The sequence below is a fragment of the Limnobacter sp. UBA3528 genome (assembly GCF_002377005.1).
GTDB lineage: Bacteria > Pseudomonadota > Gammaproteobacteria > Burkholderiales > Burkholderiaceae_B > Limnobacter.
In genome coordinates this window covers 1-18,400 of record NZ_DFOZ01000053.1, presented here as the reverse complement: position 1 = coordinate 18,400, position 18,400 = coordinate 1, and the positions used below count along the sequence as shown (strand labels likewise).

Below are 18,400 nucleotides of genomic sequence, written 5' to 3'. Positions count from 1 at the left end.
GCTTAGCCGATTACGGTCGGAATGCTCATGATCAAACGCTGGGTGTAGTCCACCAGCGTGGCCAGCATCCAGGGACCAAGCAATAGCAAGGTGGCAAAAATGCCCAGAATTTTCGGAATGAAAGACAAGGTCATTTCATTGATTTGCGTGGCGGCCTGCAAAATGCTGACCAGCAAACCCACCACCAAGGCCACCACCAACAGCGGGCCCGATACCATCAACATCACTTCCAGTGCAGACTGGCCCAAATTCAACACGGTTTGGCTGTTCATGTTTGTACGCTCAGTTCAGTTCAGTTCAGTTTAGGTCTCGAAGCTGGCCACCAGCGAGCCAACCAGCAAGGTCCATCCATCGACCAGCACAAACAGCATGATCTTGAATGGCAGGGAGATCAACATGGGCGACAGCATCATCATACCCATGGACATCAGCACGCTGGCCACAATCAGGTCGATGACCAGAAGCGGCAGAAATATCATGAAGCCGATCTGAAAGGCAGTTTTGAGTTCGCTGGTGACGAAAGCCGGAATCAGGACGCGCAGGGGCACGTCTTCGGGATTCTCGACGTTCTCTACTTTGCCCAGTCGTATGAAAAGTGCCAGATCGGGTTCGCGGGTTTGCTTGAGCATGAAGTCTTTCATCGGCACGCTGGCCCTTTCGGTCATTTCCTGGAATTCGATTTCATTGTTGGAAAACGGCAGGTAGGCGTTTTCATACACGCGATCAAACACCGGTGCCATGATGAAAAAGGTGAGGAACATGCTCAAGCCGATGATGACCTGGTTGGGCGGTGAGTTTTGCGTGCCCAATGCCATGCGCAGCAGCGACATGACAATCACGATACGAGTGAAGCCCGTCATCATCAAGAGCAATGCGGGCAAAAAACTGAGGAAGGTAAAAAACAGCAGTGTTTGAATGGGCACGCTGTAGTTGGTGGTGCCGTTGGCGCCTGGCGTGGCCGTAACGCCCGGCAGTACTTGCTGGGCTTGCGCTTCGGGCCAGGCCCAAAAGAGCAAAAGGAGTAATACGCCCAAGGCGGTGAGTTTGCCGGGTGTGGTGCGCAGGGTGCTCATGATGATTTCACCTTGCCAGTTTTCACGCGCTCCAGCATTTTTGCAAAGTTCACTGCGGGGTTTTGTAGGTCGTCCAGCGCAATGCTGCCCGCAGGCATGCTGTGCAGGGTGTTGATGCTGCTGCTGGTCATTCCAAGCACCAGCCAAGTGTCACCAATTTCGACCAGTACTATTTTTTCACGAGGGCCGAGGGCTGAGGTGGCCAATACTTTGTAAAAGCCGCCACGGCGCTGTTGGTTGCCAATGCCCATGCGTTTGAGCAACCACACCAAGGCGAGCAGCAAGCCCACCACAAACAGCAGGCCCAGCGTGGTTTGCAGCAGATGGCCTGTCATGAATGTCCCACCGCATTTTTGTTTTTTTGTTGTAGTTGCATGCCTTTGTACTGCAAAAGGGTATCAACGGTTGAGTTTTCTCAAACGCTCGGATGGCGTGATGATGTCGGTTAACCGGATACCAAATTTGTCGTTGACTACCACCACTTCGCCTTGCGCAATGAGATAGCCGTTCACCAGCACATCCATGGGTTCGCCTGCAAGCCCGTCCAGTTCAATGACAGAGCCTTGGGCCAGTTGCAGAATGTGCTTAATCGGTATCTTCGTCCGACCCAGCTCAACAGTCAACTGAACCGGGATGTCGAGAATCATGTCGATGTCGTTCTGCGTGCCCGAAGCCACACTTCCGGCAAATGGCTGGAATAAGCCCGAGGCTGGTTTTGCATCGCTGGCCTGGGCAAACAGGTTGTCGGTGTCGCCGGTACTGGTGGCGGTGGTGCTGGCTTGTTCTGCCAGGGCTGCGGCCCAGTCATCGGCTGCGTCGGTTACGGTATCTACTTGCTGTTCAGACATGGTGTGTTCCTTATCTTGATCGCTATTCGTGTGTTTTTTCAGCCTGCTTGGCTTCCTTGCTCAGCAAGGCTTCCAGGTTCAGCGCGTCGGCATGTGACTCATTGCTCACAGCCAGAACTTCTTCAACTTTCAGTGCGTACTGGCCACCACTGGTGCCGTAGCTGCAATTGAACACGGGCACATTGTCCACTCGCGCTTCAATCACTTTGTCAATTTCAATCGGTATGACGTCACCAATTCTCAGTTCCATGATGTCGGCCACGGTCAGCTGTGTGCTGGCCAGGCTTGCCACCAAATCCACTTCTGCCATTTGCACCTGCTTTTTCAGCATGGTGACCCAACGTTTGTCGGGTTCGGCCTGGTCACCCTGCATGCTGGAGTACAGCAAATCGCGAATGGGTTCCATGGTGGAGTAGGGGATGCAAATGTGAAGCGAGCCACCACCGGCGCCCAGTTCAATGGAGAACGAGGTGGTCACCACGATCTCGGACGGAGTGGCAATGTTGGCAAATTGGGTGTGCATTTCAGAGCGCAGGTATTCGGGTTTCAGGGGAAACACGGGTGCCCAGGCTTTCACAAATTCTTCGCGAATTACTTCCAGCATGCGAGCGATGATGCGCTGTTCGGTTTGGGTGAAATCCCGCCCCTCAACACGGGTGTGAAAACGCCCGTCGCCACCGAACAAATTGTCGATCACTGCAAATACAAGGCTGGGATCAAAAATGAACAAGGCATTGCCGCGCAGCGGCTTCATGGCCATGATGTTCAAGTTGGTGGGTACCACCAGGTTGCGAATGAATTCGTTGTACTTCAATACTTTCACTGGGCCTACGGAAATTTCCGGGCTGCGACGCATGAAGTTGAACAGGCCGATGCGGATGAGGCGCGCAAAACGCTCGTTGATGATTTCGAGCGTGGGCATGCGGCCACGCACAATACGTTCCTGAGTGGCCAGGTTGTAGGGCCGAATACCTTCAGCGGTTTCAGAAGCGTCTTTCGTTTCTTCTTCGCCGTTCACACCCCTGAGCAGGGCATCGACTTCGTCTTGTGAAAGAAATTCTCCGGGCATGGTGCAGCGCGTCCTGTTACTGAATCACAAAGCTGGAAAAATGCACATCGCGAATGCCGCGTGTGGGGTCTTTCGGATCGCCTTTGATGGTGACGCGAGCCAGGTCCACCAATTCATCCATCAGCTGTTGTTTGCCTTCAATGGAGGTCAGGTTGCTCACGTTTTTACCGGACAGTACCAACAAGATCCGGCTGCGAATCACGGGTGTGAAGTTTTTGATTTCTTCGGCTTGCGCGGGGCCGCTCACCTCGTAGGTGATGCCAATTTGCAGGTAACGGGTGGTGTCTGGCTCGGCCAGGTTGACAACAAACTGGTCCATCACCACGAATGTGGGTGGGCCCACCGGTTCTTCAACCTTTTCTTCTGCGGCGCCTTCTGCACCTTGAGCACCCAGCAGGAAAAAAGCTGCTGCGCCGCCTGCGGCGAGAACGGTCAATACGATTGCAAGAATCAGGATCAGTTTTTTCTTGGATCCTTTTTCGGGCGCTGCGGCCTCTGGGGCTACTGCAGCGGGTGCCGGGGCGACTCTGGCCATGCTTGACTCCGTAAGTTCAATTGCTGTTGTGTGTCACTTTCAAACTCTATTGTGTCTGAAAGGTTTCTGAGCAAACCCCCGAAAAGCCGTGTTGTTTGGACCCAATTCATTCGTCAGGCCCAAGAGGATCAGGCAAACAGGTCGAGCTTGCCCTCAGGCTTTCTGGAGGTGGCGGTGGTGGCAGGTGTACCCGATTCTGGCTGGGAATTGTCACCGCCAGCTGCGTGCTGTCCATTGCCCTGGCCTTGGTTCCGGTTTTGATCAAACTGAGCCTGGCCGTTGTTGGCCTGGCCTTGTGGTGTGGGGGCGTTGCCGTGCTGAATTTGCACTTGGTTCAATTGCAGGCCATTCTGGGCCAGTACTTCTTTCAATCCGCCAAGAGCTTGGGTCAACAGGTTGGCCGAGGCTTCGTCTTGTGTTCGAATGACCAACTGAACTTGCTGGCCTTTTTGCACCAGACGCATGTTCATGGGACCAAAACTTTCCGGGTTCACTCGAATGTCGACCGTGGACAGGTTTTTGCCGATGGCCCATTGCACGGTCTGTCCAAGTTCTTTGGCAAAGCCGGGTTGATTGACCGGTGTTTTGATCAGGGCCTGTTGCGCACTGCCGGCTGTGCCAGTCAAGCCGTTGGTGCCTGCGGCGATGCCTGTGGCCGTGCCAGTGGATTGCAGGTTGCCCGCAGCCAGAATTTTCTGGCCAACTTTCAGACCTTCCTCTGCGATGCTTTCACTGAGGCCTTCACCCAGTGCTTGCGCCTGCTGGGCGATTTGAGCTGCTGTTTGAGGTGCCAGTTGCTGGTTCAGTTGTGCCTGCACTGCGTTGCCTGAATTGCCTGGCGCAGCGACTGGAGCCGTGTCAGTGCGCATTTGCACTGTGCTGTTGGCCAGGGCGGAGTCGGCTTTTAACTGGGCTGTGGTTTTAGGCTCAAAGCCTGTTTTCTCGGCGGCAAGTGGTGTGTCGACAGTAATTTGTGTATTGGCATTGCCTTGCTGATTGCCGGGCTGTGGTTGGCCTGAGGCCAGTTCACCTGGTTCGCCGTAGGCGGCACTGTTCAGTGCGGGCTCGGTAGCAGGGTTGGTTTTTGCAGGGCTGCCAGGTGACGCAAGTGTGGAGGTTTCTACATTATTGTCTGCAGTTTCTGCCGCAGTTTGTGCAGATGTTTGCTCTGCATTGCGAGAGGTTGTCGGGCCGTTCTCGCTTGTGGTCGATGCATTGGCTGAATCAGCCTGTTGCGTGCTTTCAGGTGCCGGTGCCTGCTTTGCGGGCTCGGCGTTCTTGATACCGCTGTTCGATGAATTTACTGTCATGGCTTGTTGCGCTGGTGCAGTCTGCATCCAGTTGCGTTGCGCCCACACAGCCGCTTGCGCAGCCTGTGCCGCCTCGGCATTGGCCGTGCTTTCATTGTTCTTTTTGGGTTTGTTTTGCTGGTACAGGCTTTCCCGCAATTGGGTTTCAATGCTGTTGAGTTGTGCTTTGGGTGCCGATTGGCCCAAGGCTGAACTAAACAGTTCAGTGAAGTTCAATTCAGATTCTTGCTGGCCTTGCTTGGGCTTGTTGCCCGCTGCGGGAGTTTGCACTTTGTTCACATTGTTCATGGCTTGAGTACTCGTGTTCATGAGGGCTCCCCAGCGGTGTGAACCCGGTAAATGCGTGCTGCAAATTCATCGTTCATTTTTTGGTCGCGCTTGTTTTCAAGTTTCGCCTGTTTGAGTTTTTCCCGTTCTACCAGCGCTTCAAATTTTCGTTGCTCAGCCAGCGCTTCCTGCCATTGGGTGCGTTGGTGGGCCAGCGTGGTATTCAGAAATTCAATTTCACGGCTTTGCTGTTCGATTGCCTGGGTAATTTTGCCGACAAAGGCCAGTTGGTTGCGCAGTTGCTGCCCTGTCATGCCGGTACTTGCCTTGTTGTGCATGCCGCCCTCGCATTCATCGCGGTAGGTTTGCAGCATATTCAGCTTGTCCTGGCCTTGAACCAGTTTTTGCTGGGTGCTGGCCATCGCACGGGCCAGGTTGTCGGCCTTCTCGCTGGCCTGTTCAATCAGGATTTGCAGCACATTGCTCATGGGCATCCAAGCGGTTTAGTGTTTGTCGTTTTTAAATTCGTTCGGAAATAGCGATTGAAGGCCTGCCAGCGCTTCATCGAAACTTGCACTCTCTAACATTGACTGCTGCAGCAGGTTTTCAATCTTTGGATAAAGGGCCAAAGAATGGTCCAATTGTGGGTCTGCCCCTGGGGAGTAGGCACCCACGGTGATCAGGTCACGGTTGCGTTGCACGCGGGAGAATGCAGCTTTCAAGCCGCGGGCCGCATTCAGGTGGCCTGCAGGCACAATGTTGTGCATGGCCCGTGAAATCGACTGTTCAATATCGATGGCGGGATAGTGGCCACTTTCTGCCAGTTGCCGCGACAGAACAATGTGACCGTCGAGAATGGCGCGGGCTGAATCCGCAATGGGGTCTTGCTGGTCGTCGCCTTCAGTCAGTACAGTGTAAAACGCAGTAATGGAGCCTGCGCCTTTTCTGCCATTGCCAGCCCGTTCAACCAGTGTGGGCAGTTTTGCAAACACGCTTGGGGGATAGCCCTTGGTGGCGGGTGGTTCACCAATGGCCAAAGCGATTTCACGTTGGGCCATGGCATAGCGTGTCAGTGAATCCATGATCATGAGCACGTTGTGGCCTTGATCACGAAAATGCTCAGCCACCACCTGGGTGTAGGCTGCGCCTTGCATCCGAAGCAGGGGGCTGACGTCGGCCGGAGCGGCAATGACCACACTGCGCTTTAGGCCTTCTTCACCCAAAATCTGTTCAATGAATTCTTTCACTTCGCGGCCACGTTCGCCGATCAGGCCGACCACCACACGGTCGGCTTTGGTGTAACGGGCCATCATGCCCAGCAACACGGATTTACCCACGCCAGAACCCGCCATCAGACCAATACGCTGACCTCGGCCAACCGTGAGCAGGGCATTGATGGCGCGAACGCCCACGTCCAGTGGCTCGGTAATGGGTTCGCGTTCCAGGGGGTTGATGGGGCGCGCAGCCAGTGGGCTGCGTTTTTCGAATTTCAGTTCACCCAGGGTGTCCAGCGGGCGGCCATTGCTGTCCACGACGCGGCCCAACAGGCTGTCGCCCACGGGCAGGTGTTTGGTTTTGTCTTCGGGTCTGCGCCAGGGGTGGGCTTTCACACCCAGTTTTGGCGCGATCGGCGGTGGCTCCTGCGCAATGACCTTGGCGCCGGGCGTCATGCCATGCACATCGGTGGCGGGCATCAGGAACAGTTTGTCGCCATTAAAGCCGACCACTTCGGCTTCAAGTGGCGGTGCACCTTTTTGCACCACAGTGCACACACTGCCCACCGGCAGTTTCAAGCCCACGGCCTCCATGACCAAACCGGCCACTCGGGTGAGTTTGCCTGTGGCAATTTGGGGCTGGCTGTGTTCAACCAGAAACTTGCATTCGTCAATCCATTCCAGCAGATCGGCCATTTATTCAGTGTCCTCAGGGCTTAACGGGTTGTTGCGGCCCAAGGCCTCAATGGCTCGCAGCCAGCGGGTTTGAAGTGTTGCATCCACTTCGCCCTCCGGGTGTTGCAGCAAAAAACCACCTTGTAGTTGTTTGGGGTCCTCGATCATGCGCAGGTTGCCCAGCATTTGCTGATCGCCGAACTGGGCTTCAAGTACGCGAATGGTGTTGGGGTGTGCACGCAGCGTGACCGCTTTGCTGTGCAATTGCATGTTCTCCAGAACCTGGTTCAGCAGTTCTGCTGCGTATTCGGGGTGCATGGCGAGCGTGTCGCCAATCACTTTCTTGCTGACCAGCACTGCGAGGTCAAGCAGTTTTTCGGACAAGTCGCCTTTGAAGCGCTCGAATTCTTCTTCCATGGTGCTGGCAGCCTGTACCAACACCACACGCTCATTGTGTGCAGCATTCCAGCCCGCTTCATAGCCCAGCTGCTGGCCACGTTCCTCGGCCTGTTTCAGGGTGTCTTTTTCAAGTTCTTCCAGCTGTTTCTCGCGCCGGGCCAGTGCCTGCTCCCATTCTTTCAAACGCAGTTCCTCTGCGGTGGGGGCTGGTGGTGGGGCGCTGATTTCTGTTTGATGCCGGTTGATTTCCGCCATCATGCGATCGACCGGGTTTTCATAGCGCGAGCCAATCAGCTCAACCGACCAGTTCGGCAGTTCTGCGGCATCAAGGCCACGAATAATGCGGTTAGATGAACGCATCTTCTCCGCCTCCGCCCAGTACAACTTCGCCTGCATCGGCCAGCTTTCTGGCCACTTTCAGCACGTCTTTTTGCGCAGCTTCCACTTCGGAGAGGCGAACTGGTCCGCGGCTTTCAAGATCATCGCGCAGGGCTTCTGCCGCACGGGTAGACATGTTCTTGAATACTTTTTCGCGAATTGCTTCGTCAGCACCTTTCAGTGCGATGACCAGCAGGTCGCTTTGTACGTCGCGCAGAATGCTCTGCATGCCGCGATCGTCAATGTCCAACAGGTTGTCGAAAGTGAACATTTCATCCTGAATACGCTGACTGAGTTCGTTGTCGTATTCGCGAATGGTATCCAGCACGTTTTTCTCTGAAGTGGTGCCCACGAAGTTCAAGATTTCAGCAGCAGCACGCACTCCACCCAGGGTGGTTTTCTTCAGTTTGTCGCCACCGGCCAGCACTTTGGACAGCACATCATTCAATTCGAGCAAGGCATTCGGTTGAATGCCGTCAATCGTGGCTATTCGCAGCACCACATCGCTGCGAAGGCGCTCTACAAAAAGGTTTAAAATTGCCGCGGCAAAGTCGCGTTCCAGGTGAACCAGAATGGTGGCAATAATTTGTGGGTGTTCATTCTTGATCAGTTCGGCCACTGTACCCGGGTCCATCCACTTCAGGCCTTCAATGCCCGAGGTGTCACTGCCCTGTAAAATGCGATCCAGCAAAAATCCAGCTTTGTCTTCACCCAAGGCACGGGTCAGCACACTGCGAATATAAGCGTCAGAATCAAGGCCCAACGCACTCTGGCTTTGCGCAATCTGAACCACTTCGCCTGCAATTTCTTCAATGCGGTCGATGGGCACGTCTTTGGTTTTTGACATTTGTTGACCCAGCTTTTGAACTTCTTTGGGGCCTAGGTATTTGAATACTTCTGCGGCCTCTTCTTCGCCCAAGCTAAGCATCAGGATTGCGCCTTTTTGAATGCCAAGTTCGCTTTCTGCCATGGTGTAGATTCCTTGTAGTGCTTCGTCAGGTGGGCCTTAGCCGTTCTGTGTTTCGCCGTTGACCCAGTTTTTTACGATACTGGCGACAATCTGTGGGTGTTCTTTGGCCAATTGGCGCAGCTTCTCCATTTTTTCCTGGCGATTCATGCCGGGCAGGGTGCCTTCGCGTTGAAGTTGCTCCAGCAACTCTGCGTCGTTGTCGCCGCCCACCTGGTTGGCCAGAAGTGGCATGCGTTGTCCGGGCAACAGTTCAGGCCCTTCATCGAACAAATCAACTTCAGCCGGCTTCATCATGGGACGCAGTACACCGAACACCAAAATGGCCGCGATCAGTGCAATCCCAATTGGCATGCCCAGTGATTTCGCCAGGTCCATGGTTTCCTGCTGTGCCCACATGGGGATGGTTTCTTCTTCTACCTTGGTGAAGGCCTGGTTGACTACATTCACTGCGTCGCCGCGTTGCTCGTCAAAACCAATGGCTTGCTTTACCAGGCTGTCCAGTTGGGTAATTTCCTCAGGTGTCAGGGGCACTTGGCGAGTTTCGCCTTTGGGGTCGGTGATTGTTTTGTAGTTCACCACCACAGCGGCGGACAAGCGTTCAATTTTCCCGACTTGCGACTTGGTGTATTGCACCGACTTGTCCACTTCATAATTCACGGTGGAGTCTTTGCGGGTGCTGCTGTTGGTTTGCGTGGGTGTGCTGGTGCCACCGTTCACACCGTTGGCCAATGCTTGTTGCGGGTTTTGGCCAATGTTGGCGGCTGCTTCTCCAGGGGGGGTGTTGGCCATCACGCCGGGTATACCTTGTGGGTTGGCATTGCTGCTGCCGTCGTTGGATTCGCTGATTTGTTGGCTGCGAATGGTGGCCTGTGTAGCATCACCATTGGGTTTGTAAATTTCGTCGGTACGCTCGGAAGTCGAGTAGTCCATATTTGCAGTCACGGTGGCGCGCACATTTTCGCTGCCGAACACTGGGCTGAGAATGTCAACGATGCGGCTGGTCAGGCTTTGTTCAATTTGATTGGTATAGGCCAGTTGCGTGGGGTTCAAACCACTTTCCAATTGTGTTTTGCCGGTAAGCAGGCGACCAGACTGGTCAACGATGCTGACATCTTCCGGGTTCATGCCTGGCAGGCTTGATGCCACCAAATGCACAATGCCGTTGATTTGCGGTTCGGACAAAGTGCGGCTGCCAAACAGGTTCAGCACAATCGATGCGCTGGGTGTTTGCTTTTCGCGGATGAAAATGGAGGGTTTGGGAATGGCCAAATGCACGCGTGCACTTTGCACTGCCGAAATGGATTGAATGGAACGAACCAGTTCACCTTCCAGCGCGCGTTGGTAATTCACTTGTTCCTGAAACTGGGTAATGCCCAGCTTCTGGTTGTCCATGGCTTCAAAGCCACTCACACTGCCTTTGGGAAGGCCTTGGCTGGCCAGGGCCAGGCGCGTGTCGTACACCTTGTTGGAAGGCACCAGAATGGCAGTGCCTGCGGTGTTGAATTCGTAAGGCACTTTCATTTGTGTCAGTGCTTCAACAATAGCGCCACCGTCTTGGTCGTTCAGGCCGCTGAACAGCACACGGTAGCTGGTCTGGTTGGCCCACATTAGCAGTGAGGCGATCACCGCGATCAGCAATGGCACACCGATCAGTATGCCCATCTTGTTTTTCTGGGGCAGTTTTGCGAAACGTTGCTGCATATTGGTAATCGGGTTGTTTCCAACCGGGCCGATCACTTCGGGGCTGCTGAGGACTTCTGCCATGGAATACCTGCGTGTGGGTTAAATATTGTTCTACCCATGCATTGTGCTTGCTGGGGTATGCAAGCAATTCGGTAAAAAGGGGGCTTTAACGGCACCTATTTCAAAAACTTGAGGGTGGCGTTTAAAAAATAAGGGGGGTTTTACCCCTTGTTTGGGGCAATGGCTTGCCCCGCTTGCCTGTACAAAGAGAGGGTACAAACAATAATTCCGCGTTGGAGTGTTTCATGATCGACAAAATGGGGGCCGTGAGTGGCCTGTTAAGCAGTGCGGTAACAGATGCCATCAAAAGCCCGTCGCTGACCAGCAAGCCACAGGCACTTGACCAGGCCTCGTTTGCCGATGCGATTGCCAAGGCTTTGGAAAGCGCTAGCCTGTCGGCCGACAAGGCTGCGGACCTGGGCAAGCGTTTGCAGATGGATGACCCCACTGCCTCGGTTGAAGAAACCGTGATCGCCATGAATACTTCATCGCTGCAATTCACAGCGGTGGTTCAGGCGCGTAACAAAATTCTTCAGGCCTACAACGACATCATGAACATGCCTGTGTAATGTTTTGAATTCGTTCTGAGTTCCAGACAGGCTGTGGCACAATCCAGTTCATCGACTCATTGAAGAACTGGAGCCCAGCCCATGATTGCACCTTTCCCGATTGCCCGTGACAACCGCGCTGAAATCGCAACAGACCTGGTGATGTTGCCCCAGTTGGCCAACCGGCACGGTTTGATTACAGGCGCAACCGGCACGGGTAAAACAGTTACTTTGCAGGTGCTGGCCGAAGCGTTTTCACGCATGGGCACCCCCGTGTTCATGGCCGATGTGAAAGGCGACTTGACCGGCATTTCCCAGCCTGGCAAAACTTCTCCCAAATTTGAAGAACGCCTGAAAATGACCGGCATACCTGTGCCGGAATTCGCAGGTAGCCCTGTGACTTTGTGGGATGTATTTGGTGAGCAAGGCCACCCGGTACGCGCCACCATTTCCGATATGGGGCCTTTGCTGTTGGGCCGCCTGCTGGGTTTGAATGACACCCAGGAAGGCGTGTTGAACCTGGTGTTCAAAATTGCCGATGACAACGGCATGCTGTTGCTGGATTTGAAAGACCTGCGCGCCATGCTGCAGTACGTGGGTGAAAACGCCAAGCAGTTCACCACCGAGTACGGCAATATTTCATCTGCCTCAGTCGGCGCTATTCAGCGCGGTTTGTTGGCCCTGGAAGGGCAAGGCGCTGACAAGTTCTTCGGCGAGCCGATGTTGAATATCGACGACCTGATGCAAACCGATTCTAACGGGCGCGGCATTATCAATATTCTGGCGGCCAACCAGTTGATGAATTCGCCGAAGCTGTACGCCACCTTTCTGTTGTGGCTGTTGTCGGAGTTGTTCGAAAACTTGCCCGAGGTGGGCGATGTTGACAAACCCAAGATGGTATTTTTCTTTGACGAGGCGCACCTGTTGTTCACGGATGCACCAAAGCCTTTGATTGAAAAAGTTGAACTGGTGGTTCGGCTGATTCGTTCCAAAGGTGTGGGTGTTTATTTCGTGACCCAGAATCCGCTCGATGTTCCTGATTCGGTACTGGGCCAATTGGGCAATCGTGTTCAGCATGCCTTGCGGGCCTTCACCCCGCGCGACCAGAAAGCGGTGAAAGTGGCGGCTGAAACCATGCGCCCAAATGCTGGTTTGGACATTGAAGCGGCCATTACTGAGTTGGGTGTGGGTGAAGCCTTGGTCAGTTTTCTCGACCCCAAAGGGACACCCAGCCCCACTTGCCGTGCTTGGGTATACCCACCCGCCAGCAAGTTTGGCCCGGCCAGTCCCGAGCAATGCAAGGAATTGATTGCGAATTCGTTGGTTGCGGGTGTGTACGAAAAAACCGTAGACCGTGAATCGGCATTCGAAATGTTGAAGGCGCGCACCGAGCAGGCGATGGCTGCGCAGGATGCTGCAGAAACACCTGCTGCAAAAGGCACTCAAACCGCTGAGGAAAAAAGCACTTTGAGTGGCTTGGGCGACATGTTGTTTGGTACCAGTTCGGCGGGTGGGCGCAAGCGCCAAAGCGTGGCAGAAACCATGGCAAAAAGTGCCGCGCGCAGCATTGGCTCGCAAGTCGGTCGCGAGCTGATGCGTGGCATTTTGGGTTCCCTTTTGGGTGGCAGCAAGCGGCGCTGACCAACAGAACTTAGTCGATCGAATGCAGGTTGGCGCGTTGTCTGCGTTCGGTGGCCAGTAAAAAGCGCTGCAGGCGGCGCTCGGAACCCCGTTCCAGGGTTTTCATCTCGCATCCAAGTTGAACCATTTCAGGGTGGTCGGCCATGGGTTTGATATTTCGCACCACCAATTCGACCAACATGCTGCCTTCGCCGTCGGGCAAGGTCAGGCGAACGTCCGGAATGATTTCTCCAGCCTGATGAAGGCTGGGTGATGTTTGCAACGACAAACCGCAACCCGCAAGGCTGATGTCGATCAGGCTGATCGGGCTACTCACTGAGGGAATTTCAAGTTTGACCTGCGAGTTCAATTCCTCATCGGCCATAACCCGGAAGTAATTTCGCCGTTGCAGGCGAACAATGGTTTTGGGTATGGCAATGCGCAAGGCATCGGCCCCTTGGTATTGGCTTTGCAAAATACCCACACCCGCAAACTGCACTTTGACGCCATCGGGAAAGCTCACCATTACATAGGATGTTGAGGCATTGCAATTGCTGCTCAACGCTTTTTCATAGGGCGTGCCCAGCCACATCAAGCCACTGCTCCAATCGATGCTCAGTATTTCGGTCACAAACTGGGTGTTATCAGATTGCAGATAAACGTAAAGTTCGTGCTCGTCCTCATCGATGGTGGTGAGTAGTTTGCGCAGGGTGGGCACTGCACTCAAACTGAATTCCTCAAGCAGCTTTTGATCGCGTTCAGGCGCAATACTTGTGTTGTGACTCATGACTTCCCCTCTGTACTGAATTCTTTGTTTTCTATTTGATACACCCAGGCCAGCAATTCCGCAATCGCCTGATACAGGCCAGGTGGAATTTGTTGGTCCAGGTCGACATTCATCAGCAACGAGACCAGCTCGCGGCTTTCATGAACAAACACCCCAGACTCCTTGGCTTTCTGGATGATTTGTTCGGCAATCAAGCCTTGACCTTTGGCCACTACCTTTGGTGCGCCAGAGTGTTCAAGGTAAGCCAGAGCCACGGCTTGTTGGGGGCTTAGTTTATTCGCCAATTTCAAACCCCGTGGGCACCATGAACTGGCCATGAACCAGCTTCAATCCCTTGTCATCCATGGCTTGCCGAAAGCTTTGCCAATGCGGGTCGATGGCTTGTTTGCTGCGCGCCGGTCCGGTAATTTGTACATCACATTGTGAACCTACCATGCGCACTCGAACATTTAGTTCACCCAAATGAGCCATGTCCAGTTTCAGGCGTGCAACCCAGGGGCGTGCGGCTTCTTCATTGTTTTGCTTGTCCTGTTCGGAGGGTTCTTCCTGATCGGGTTCGATGTCGATTTGCACCGGGTGGCCCAACAGGCCACTGAGCGCCAATGAAATGCGGTTGTTGTCCAGCGCAGCCAGTTGAGCGGTCACCAGTTTCACCGATTGTTCAACTGCAGCGGGGTTCAAACCTTTCTCGGAAATCACCTGCTCTTGCCCAAAACGGGCTTGGGGCTCTTTCGCAATTTGATCGGTGCTGCGTTGCCCATTGGCCCATTGCTGCAAGTGCGATTCATAGAACAAACCGCTGTTTTCCACGGCTGCACTAACCTGTTTGGCCAACACGCCAGCAAGGCTGTTGTTCAAAGTATTAACGCCCTGGGCTTGCTGTATTTGGGTTTGCGGCGTGGTTTGAGCAAGTGTGCGTGCGTTGGGCGTTGTATTGTCAGATTCAGCCAGCAAGGCGCCGGGCAGGGCGGCCTGTGTTTGAAACTGGGTGCTTAATTGTTTCAGGCTGGTCATCACCGAGGTAGACACCTGAGTTGGTGATCCCTGCCCCAAGCGTTCAAGAAGTCCGATCAACCGTGCGGTGCCCGAGAGTCGATCTACGAAACTGGGAGAGTCTTGCGCTTCGCCATCGTCGGTGCTGGTGGGCAGTGTGGTGAGCAGGTTGCGGGCATCGGCGATTTTTTTACCGCCGCTGGTACCACCCGCGGACAAATCATCGCCTTTTCCGGACAGTGCAAATGCGACGGTGACCATTTCGCCCGCAGTCAGTTGTCGCCCAGGCGGCAATTTGACCTGAATATTCTGGCCGGCAAACTCTAGCTCGGCCTCGTTACCAGGCCCACCTTTCACCACACGCACCAAGGCGGTTTGGCCAGCAAGCTGCTGCGCTTGGGGCAGTGGGAGTTGGCGGGTCAGTATGGCAACAACGGGCGCAATTTCGCCTTTGCCAGACGAAACCCGATCACCGGGATTGGATTGAAGTACGGAGTTGACGTTGGGCGGAGCCGATTTAACCGGGGTTAATGTCATGTCTCACACCCGTTGCTTTTAGCGCAATGGCTTAGTTGGATCCATAAGAGTTGCTGAGTTTCTGCGAGTTGTTGGCTGCGCGAAGAAATTCTTCCAACTGCTTAAGGCGGGGTTCAGTGATGTCGCGAATCGCGGCGTCGTCGGCCAGAATTTTTTTCAAATAGCCGATATGCTGACTGCGTTCCTTTTCATTTAATTCGGTTTGTTGTGCTTCCTTGATGGCCTGGAGCTCGTGGATCAGCCTTGAGCACTGTTCTTCAGCAGCACACAACTCATCCCAATTGCCAGCCTTGGCCGAATCAAGCATTACTTGGCTTTGATTCGCTATGGCGGCGTACAGCTTCATGATTGCACCGTTGTTGTCTGTCGCGAAGATCATGGTCGAGAGCGGTCCTAAGTGGGTTGTTATGGTTTGGTGGCGGTCTGGCCAATTTCAAGCCAGGCAGTGCGCAGGTCATCCAGCAAATCGATGCAGGTGTCCATGCGTTCCGGACTGTTTTGGGCGTTGGCCAAAATCAGTTCTTTGCCAATGTAGTCGTACAGGGAAAGCAGTTGCTGGGCCAGCGCACCACCAGCATTCACGTCGAGTGAAGCAGTTAATCCGTCTTTGATGATGCGCAGCGCCTTGTCCACCGATTTGGTTTTCATTTCGATGTTTTGCATTTCAAGGTAAATTTTGGCCTTGCGAATGGCCTCGATGGCCCCTTCGTAAAGCATCACAATAAGGCCGTGGGGTGAGGCACTGTTGATGCCTGTTTCCAACCCGACTTGTGCATATGCTTTTGCGCCGTACATCATGGTGCGTTCACTTGGTGATTTGTCTTAAACAAATAGTAGGGCTTGCCACCCCTGTTTGATCTGACTAAAAACAGGGGTTTTAGGGCACAGTTCTGCGCTTACCGCTATTTGGCCAAGGCGGCCAGTTGCTGGCTCAGATAAGAGCTGGTCTGCTGCATGCTGGCCAGCATGGAGTCCAGCGCAGAGAATTGGGCGCGGTATCGCTTTTCAACCTGTTCCAGCCTCAGGTTCAGTCGGTCTTCCTGGTCGTCCAGACGAGATTTTCTGCTGGTCAGGCCATCGGTTCTGGATACCAAGGTGCCGCCTTCATCAGTCAGGCTGCCGATCCAGTCGCTCAGTCGCTCGGCCAGGCCTTTGCTGAAGGTGATCGTGCCCATATTGCCACTGGCTCCCTGAACCACCGAAAACTGCAGGCCCTCGCTGGGATCGCCTGTGGCACCCGTTAAGGTATTGCCCACTCCTGTGCCTGCCACACCGTTGATGGTGCCAGCGATAGTATTGCTGCCATCGTAAGCGGTGCTCACATTGACCGCAAAAGTACCCTCTTGGGTCATGTTGTTGGCACCCAGATACTTCACGCGCGCATCGGTGGTGGTTGCTGTGTTGGCAAACACCTTCTCGAGAATGGAAGGGTCGGCTGCGACTGCGGTGTCCAGCTTGGTTTTGTTCAGTGATAACACGCCGTCTTTGTCAAAACTCAAGCCAATATCGCTCAAACCGATGCCGTATTGGGCAACCTGTTCGCGCAGAATATTGCGAAGTCCCCGTTCAAGGGTGGACGGTGTGGTTTCACGCGACAGGGTGGCGTCTTTCTGTTGCTGGTCTTTCAGGTTGCCGCGTATTTTGTTGTACGCAGTCACAAACCCGTCCAGTGTGGTCTTCAATGCGGTGTCGTCCAGGCCCACTTCCAGATTGACAGGCGATGTGGTCTGCGCTTTCAGGTTCAGCGTCAGACCAGCCACTGCGTCTGTCACGGTGTTGCTGGCTTTGCTCACTGGCAAATTATTGATGGTGAAGTTGGCGTTTTGTGCCACTTGCAGGGTGTCGGCATTTTTGCCGGCACCCACCGCAGCGGTGGGATCATAAGCCAATCGGGAAAGCCCGGTGGTGTCGGTGTTGTTGCCATCGGCATCAGTTACCTCGAGCTTGAACCCGTTGACTGCACCGGTTTCCTTGCTGGTCAGCACCAGGCGCGAGCCTGCTCCGTCGTTCACTATAGATGCAGTAACGCCGGCATCTGAATCATTGATGGCCTGTTTGATGCCGTCCAGGGTTTGTTGCCCTGCGCCAATGTTGATCGTGACTGGGGTTTTGTCGGGATTGTTGGTGAAGGTGTTGGTGCCGGAATCGTAGCTGCCCAAGGTGATCGTCAGGCTGCCTGTGCCCACGGTGGTGTCTGCGGTGGCTACGCCTTGCGCAGCTACACTTTGGGCCTTGGCCAGCTGGCTGACCTCAATGCTGTAGCTGCCTTTTGCACCGGCTGCACTGGCGCTGGCTGATACAATTTTTTCGTCGCTTGATGTGGCCTTCAAGGGATTCAGGTTGTTCAAGCTGCTGAGTTTGTCCGCGGCAGCTTTCAGGTCTGCAAACGAATTTTTGATAATGCCGTAAATCGAAATCTTGGTGTTGATCGCTGTGCGTTCCTGACTTACCTTGGTCAGTGGGATGCGTTCAGCCGCCATCAAGGAGCTGATGATGCCCTCAATGTCCATTCCTGAACCAATGCCTGCAGATGAGATTCCTACCATGATTTATTCCCCTTGTTGCGTTCTAGGCTTCGCGAGACATTAGAACGCCTTGCATTTTCTCGATGGCTTTTGCGATTTTCAGCATTTCAACCGATGGAATTTGTTTCAACACTTCCTGGGTTTCCCGGTCCACGATTTGAACAATCGGCTTGCCGTTGTCGGTGTCGACCAGAAACTTCAAATTCGACTGGTTGCTCGTCAATGCGGCATTCGCTTTCTGAACCACCTCAAGTACTTCACTCACGCTCAGTTCGGCTTTTTCGCCCAGCAAAGGCTTCGCTACCACACCGGGTGCGGGTTTTGTGTTGCTGGCATCCTGCGGTTTTTGCAGGGCAGTTGCATAATCAGCCATGTTTGAAATGTTCATTTTCGCCACCTTCCGAATTCTAAGCGGGCAAGACAAGCCCCCATGTCTTGATTAACGGCAGGTTTAGGGGTTTTCTTTAGCGTTAAAAAGCCCGGTGAGCTTGATTCACCGGGCTTTTTGTTTGATTCGAACCTGCTTTTGGCAAATTCTTGTCAGGGTTCAGACCAAGTCTGAATTAACGCAGCAAGCTCAACACGTTGTTGGGCAGCTGGTTGGCCTGGGCCAACATGGCGGTACCGGCCTGTTGCAGAATCTGTGAACGGGTGAGGTTCGCAGTTTCCTTGGCGAAGTCGGCATCCATGATTCGGCCACGTGCAGAACTCAAGTTGCTGCTGGTGGTTTCAAGAGAACCGACCACTTGTTCCAGTCGGCTCAAGCCAGCACCCACAGTAGCGCGCAGGTTGGTGATGTCGTCGATCGCGGTGTCGATGGTATCGATTGCGGTTTCAGCGTTGGCAGCTGTATCGACTCCACCGAAGGCGGTCACGATTGCAGCTTGTGTTGCGCCACCCAGGGTGGTT

22 protein-coding genes are annotated in these 18,400 nt (G+C 54.1%); 2 read left to right on the top strand and 20 right to left on the bottom strand.

Going from position 1 to position 18,400, the window contains the following annotated elements; translation table 11 throughout:
- Positions 1–2: 2 nt before the first annotated feature.
- From fliQ to fliF, 12 genes are all read right to left on the bottom strand, one after another.
- Positions 3–272 carry a flagellar biosynthesis protein FliQ gene (gene fliQ / locus B4N58_RS14300; RefSeq protein WP_008252485.1) on the bottom strand — a complete coding sequence of 90 codons (270 nt, stop codon included), beginning with the start codon at positions 270–272 and terminating at the stop codon, positions 3–5.
- 30 nt (positions 273–302) lie between these two features.
- The gene (fliP, locus tag B4N58_RS14295; protein ID WP_291750477.1) at positions 303–1,073 is read right to left on the bottom strand and encodes a flagellar type III secretion system pore protein FliP; all 771 of its coding nucleotides are present in this window, start codon (positions 1,071–1,073) and stop codon (positions 303–305) included.
- The gene (gene fliO, locus B4N58_RS14290; RefSeq protein WP_291750476.1) at positions 1,070–1,408 is read right to left on the bottom strand and encodes a flagellar biosynthetic protein FliO; all 339 of its coding nucleotides are present in this window, start codon (positions 1,406–1,408) and stop codon (positions 1,070–1,072) included. Before fliO ends, fliP begins: the two co-directional genes overlap by 4 nt.
- A gap of 63 nt (positions 1,409–1,471) precedes the next feature.
- On the bottom strand, positions 1,472–1,921 hold the full coding sequence (gene fliN, locus B4N58_RS14285) for a flagellar motor switch protein FliN (RefSeq protein WP_291750475.1): 450 nt from the start codon (positions 1,919–1,921) through the stop codon (positions 1,472–1,474).
- Positions 1,922–1,943: 22 nt separating this feature from the next.
- Complete coding sequence (gene fliM / locus B4N58_RS14280) at positions 1,944–2,990, bottom strand: flagellar motor switch protein FliM (protein ID WP_291750474.1); 1,047 nt, start codon at positions 2,988–2,990, stop codon at positions 1,944–1,946.
- Positions 2,991–3,006: 16 nt separating this feature from the next.
- A complete protein-coding gene (locus B4N58_RS14275) occupies positions 3,007–3,525 on the bottom strand; it encodes a flagellar basal body-associated FliL family protein (RefSeq protein WP_291750473.1) in 519 nt (172 codons plus the stop codon).
- A 128-nt stretch (positions 3,526–3,653) separates the two neighbouring features.
- On the bottom strand, positions 3,654–5,144 hold the full coding sequence (locus B4N58_RS14270) for a flagellar hook-length control protein FliK (protein WP_291750472.1): 1,491 nt from the start codon (positions 5,142–5,144) through the stop codon (positions 3,654–3,656).
- On the bottom strand, positions 5,141–5,590 hold the full coding sequence (fliJ, locus tag B4N58_RS14265; RefSeq protein ID WP_198006864.1) for a flagellar export protein FliJ: 450 nt from the start codon (positions 5,588–5,590) through the stop codon (positions 5,141–5,143). The genes B4N58_RS14270 and fliJ overlap by 4 nt, the downstream gene beginning before the upstream one ends.
- A 15-nt stretch (positions 5,591–5,605) precedes the next feature.
- Positions 5,606–7,012 (bottom strand): flagellar protein export ATPase FliI, encoded by a 1,407-nt coding sequence (gene fliI, locus B4N58_RS14260; protein WP_008252502.1) that lies wholly within the window; start codon positions 7,010–7,012, stop codon positions 5,606–5,608.
- Positions 7,013–7,750: a FliH/SctL family protein gene (locus B4N58_RS14255; protein ID WP_291750471.1), complete on the bottom strand. Its 738-nt coding sequence runs from the start codon at positions 7,748–7,750 to the stop codon at positions 7,013–7,015.
- Positions 7,737–8,738 (bottom strand): flagellar motor switch protein FliG, encoded by a 1,002-nt coding sequence (fliG, locus tag B4N58_RS14250; RefSeq protein WP_291750470.1) that lies wholly within the window; start codon positions 8,736–8,738, stop codon positions 7,737–7,739. The genes B4N58_RS14255 and fliG overlap by 14 nt, the downstream gene beginning before the upstream one ends.
- Before the next feature lie 36 nt (positions 8,739–8,774).
- On the bottom strand, positions 8,775–10,502 hold the full coding sequence (fliF, locus tag B4N58_RS14245; RefSeq protein ID WP_291750469.1) for a flagellar basal-body MS-ring/collar protein FliF: 1,728 nt from the start codon (positions 10,500–10,502) through the stop codon (positions 8,775–8,777).
- A 224-nt stretch (positions 10,503–10,726) separates the two neighbouring features.
- Here fliF and B4N58_RS14240 point away from each other — a divergent pair, with 224 nt between their 5' ends.
- Both B4N58_RS14240 and B4N58_RS14235 read left to right on the top strand, forming a co-directional pair.
- Complete coding sequence (locus B4N58_RS14240; RefSeq protein ID WP_008252509.1) at positions 10,727–11,050, top strand: flagellar hook-basal body complex protein FliE; 324 nt, start codon at positions 10,727–10,729, stop codon at positions 11,048–11,050.
- Positions 11,051–11,131: 81 nt separating this feature from the next.
- Positions 11,132–12,670 carry a helicase HerA-like C-terminal domain-containing protein gene (locus B4N58_RS14235; RefSeq protein ID WP_291750468.1) on the top strand — a complete coding sequence of 513 codons (1,539 nt, stop codon included), beginning with the start codon at positions 11,132–11,134 and terminating at the stop codon, positions 12,668–12,670.
- A gap of 10 nt (positions 12,671–12,680) precedes the next feature.
- Here B4N58_RS14235 and B4N58_RS14230 read toward each other — a convergent pair whose 3' ends face one another.
- From B4N58_RS14230 to B4N58_RS14195, 8 genes are all read right to left on the bottom strand, one after another.
- Positions 12,681–13,436: a flagellar brake protein gene (locus B4N58_RS14230; protein ID WP_291750467.1), complete on the bottom strand. Its 756-nt coding sequence runs from the start codon at positions 13,434–13,436 to the stop codon at positions 12,681–12,683.
- Entirely contained in the window at positions 13,433–13,753 is a 321-nt protein-coding gene (locus B4N58_RS14225; protein WP_050771253.1) for an EscU/YscU/HrcU family type III secretion system export apparatus switch protein, read from the bottom strand. The genes B4N58_RS14230 and B4N58_RS14225 overlap by 4 nt, the downstream gene beginning before the upstream one ends.
- On the bottom strand, positions 13,710–14,966 hold the full coding sequence (locus tag B4N58_RS14220; protein WP_291750466.1) for a flagellar hook-length control protein FliK: 1,257 nt from the start codon (positions 14,964–14,966) through the stop codon (positions 13,710–13,712). The genes B4N58_RS14225 and B4N58_RS14220 overlap by 44 nt, the downstream gene beginning before the upstream one ends.
- 31 nt (positions 14,967–14,997) lie before the next feature.
- A complete protein-coding gene (locus B4N58_RS14215; protein WP_008252519.1) occupies positions 14,998–15,345 on the bottom strand; it encodes a flagellar protein FliT in 348 nt (115 codons plus the stop codon).
- A 26-nt stretch (positions 15,346–15,371) separates the two neighbouring features.
- Complete coding sequence (gene fliS / locus B4N58_RS14210; RefSeq protein WP_291750465.1) at positions 15,372–15,764, bottom strand: flagellar export chaperone FliS; 393 nt, start codon at positions 15,762–15,764, stop codon at positions 15,372–15,374.
- A gap of 104 nt (positions 15,765–15,868) precedes the next feature.
- Complete coding sequence (gene fliD / locus B4N58_RS14205) at positions 15,869–17,512, bottom strand: flagellar filament capping protein FliD (protein ID WP_291750464.1); 1,644 nt, start codon at positions 17,510–17,512, stop codon at positions 15,869–15,871.
- A gap of 22 nt (positions 17,513–17,534) precedes the next feature.
- Positions 17,535–17,879 (bottom strand): flagellar protein FlaG, encoded by a 345-nt coding sequence (locus B4N58_RS14200; protein WP_008252524.1) that lies wholly within the window; start codon positions 17,877–17,879, stop codon positions 17,535–17,537.
- Positions 17,880–18,054: 175 nt separating this feature from the next.
- Positions 18,055–18,400, bottom strand: a 346-nt coding sequence (locus B4N58_RS14195; RefSeq protein ID WP_291750463.1) for a flagellin, incomplete at its 5' end; no start/stop codon positions are given.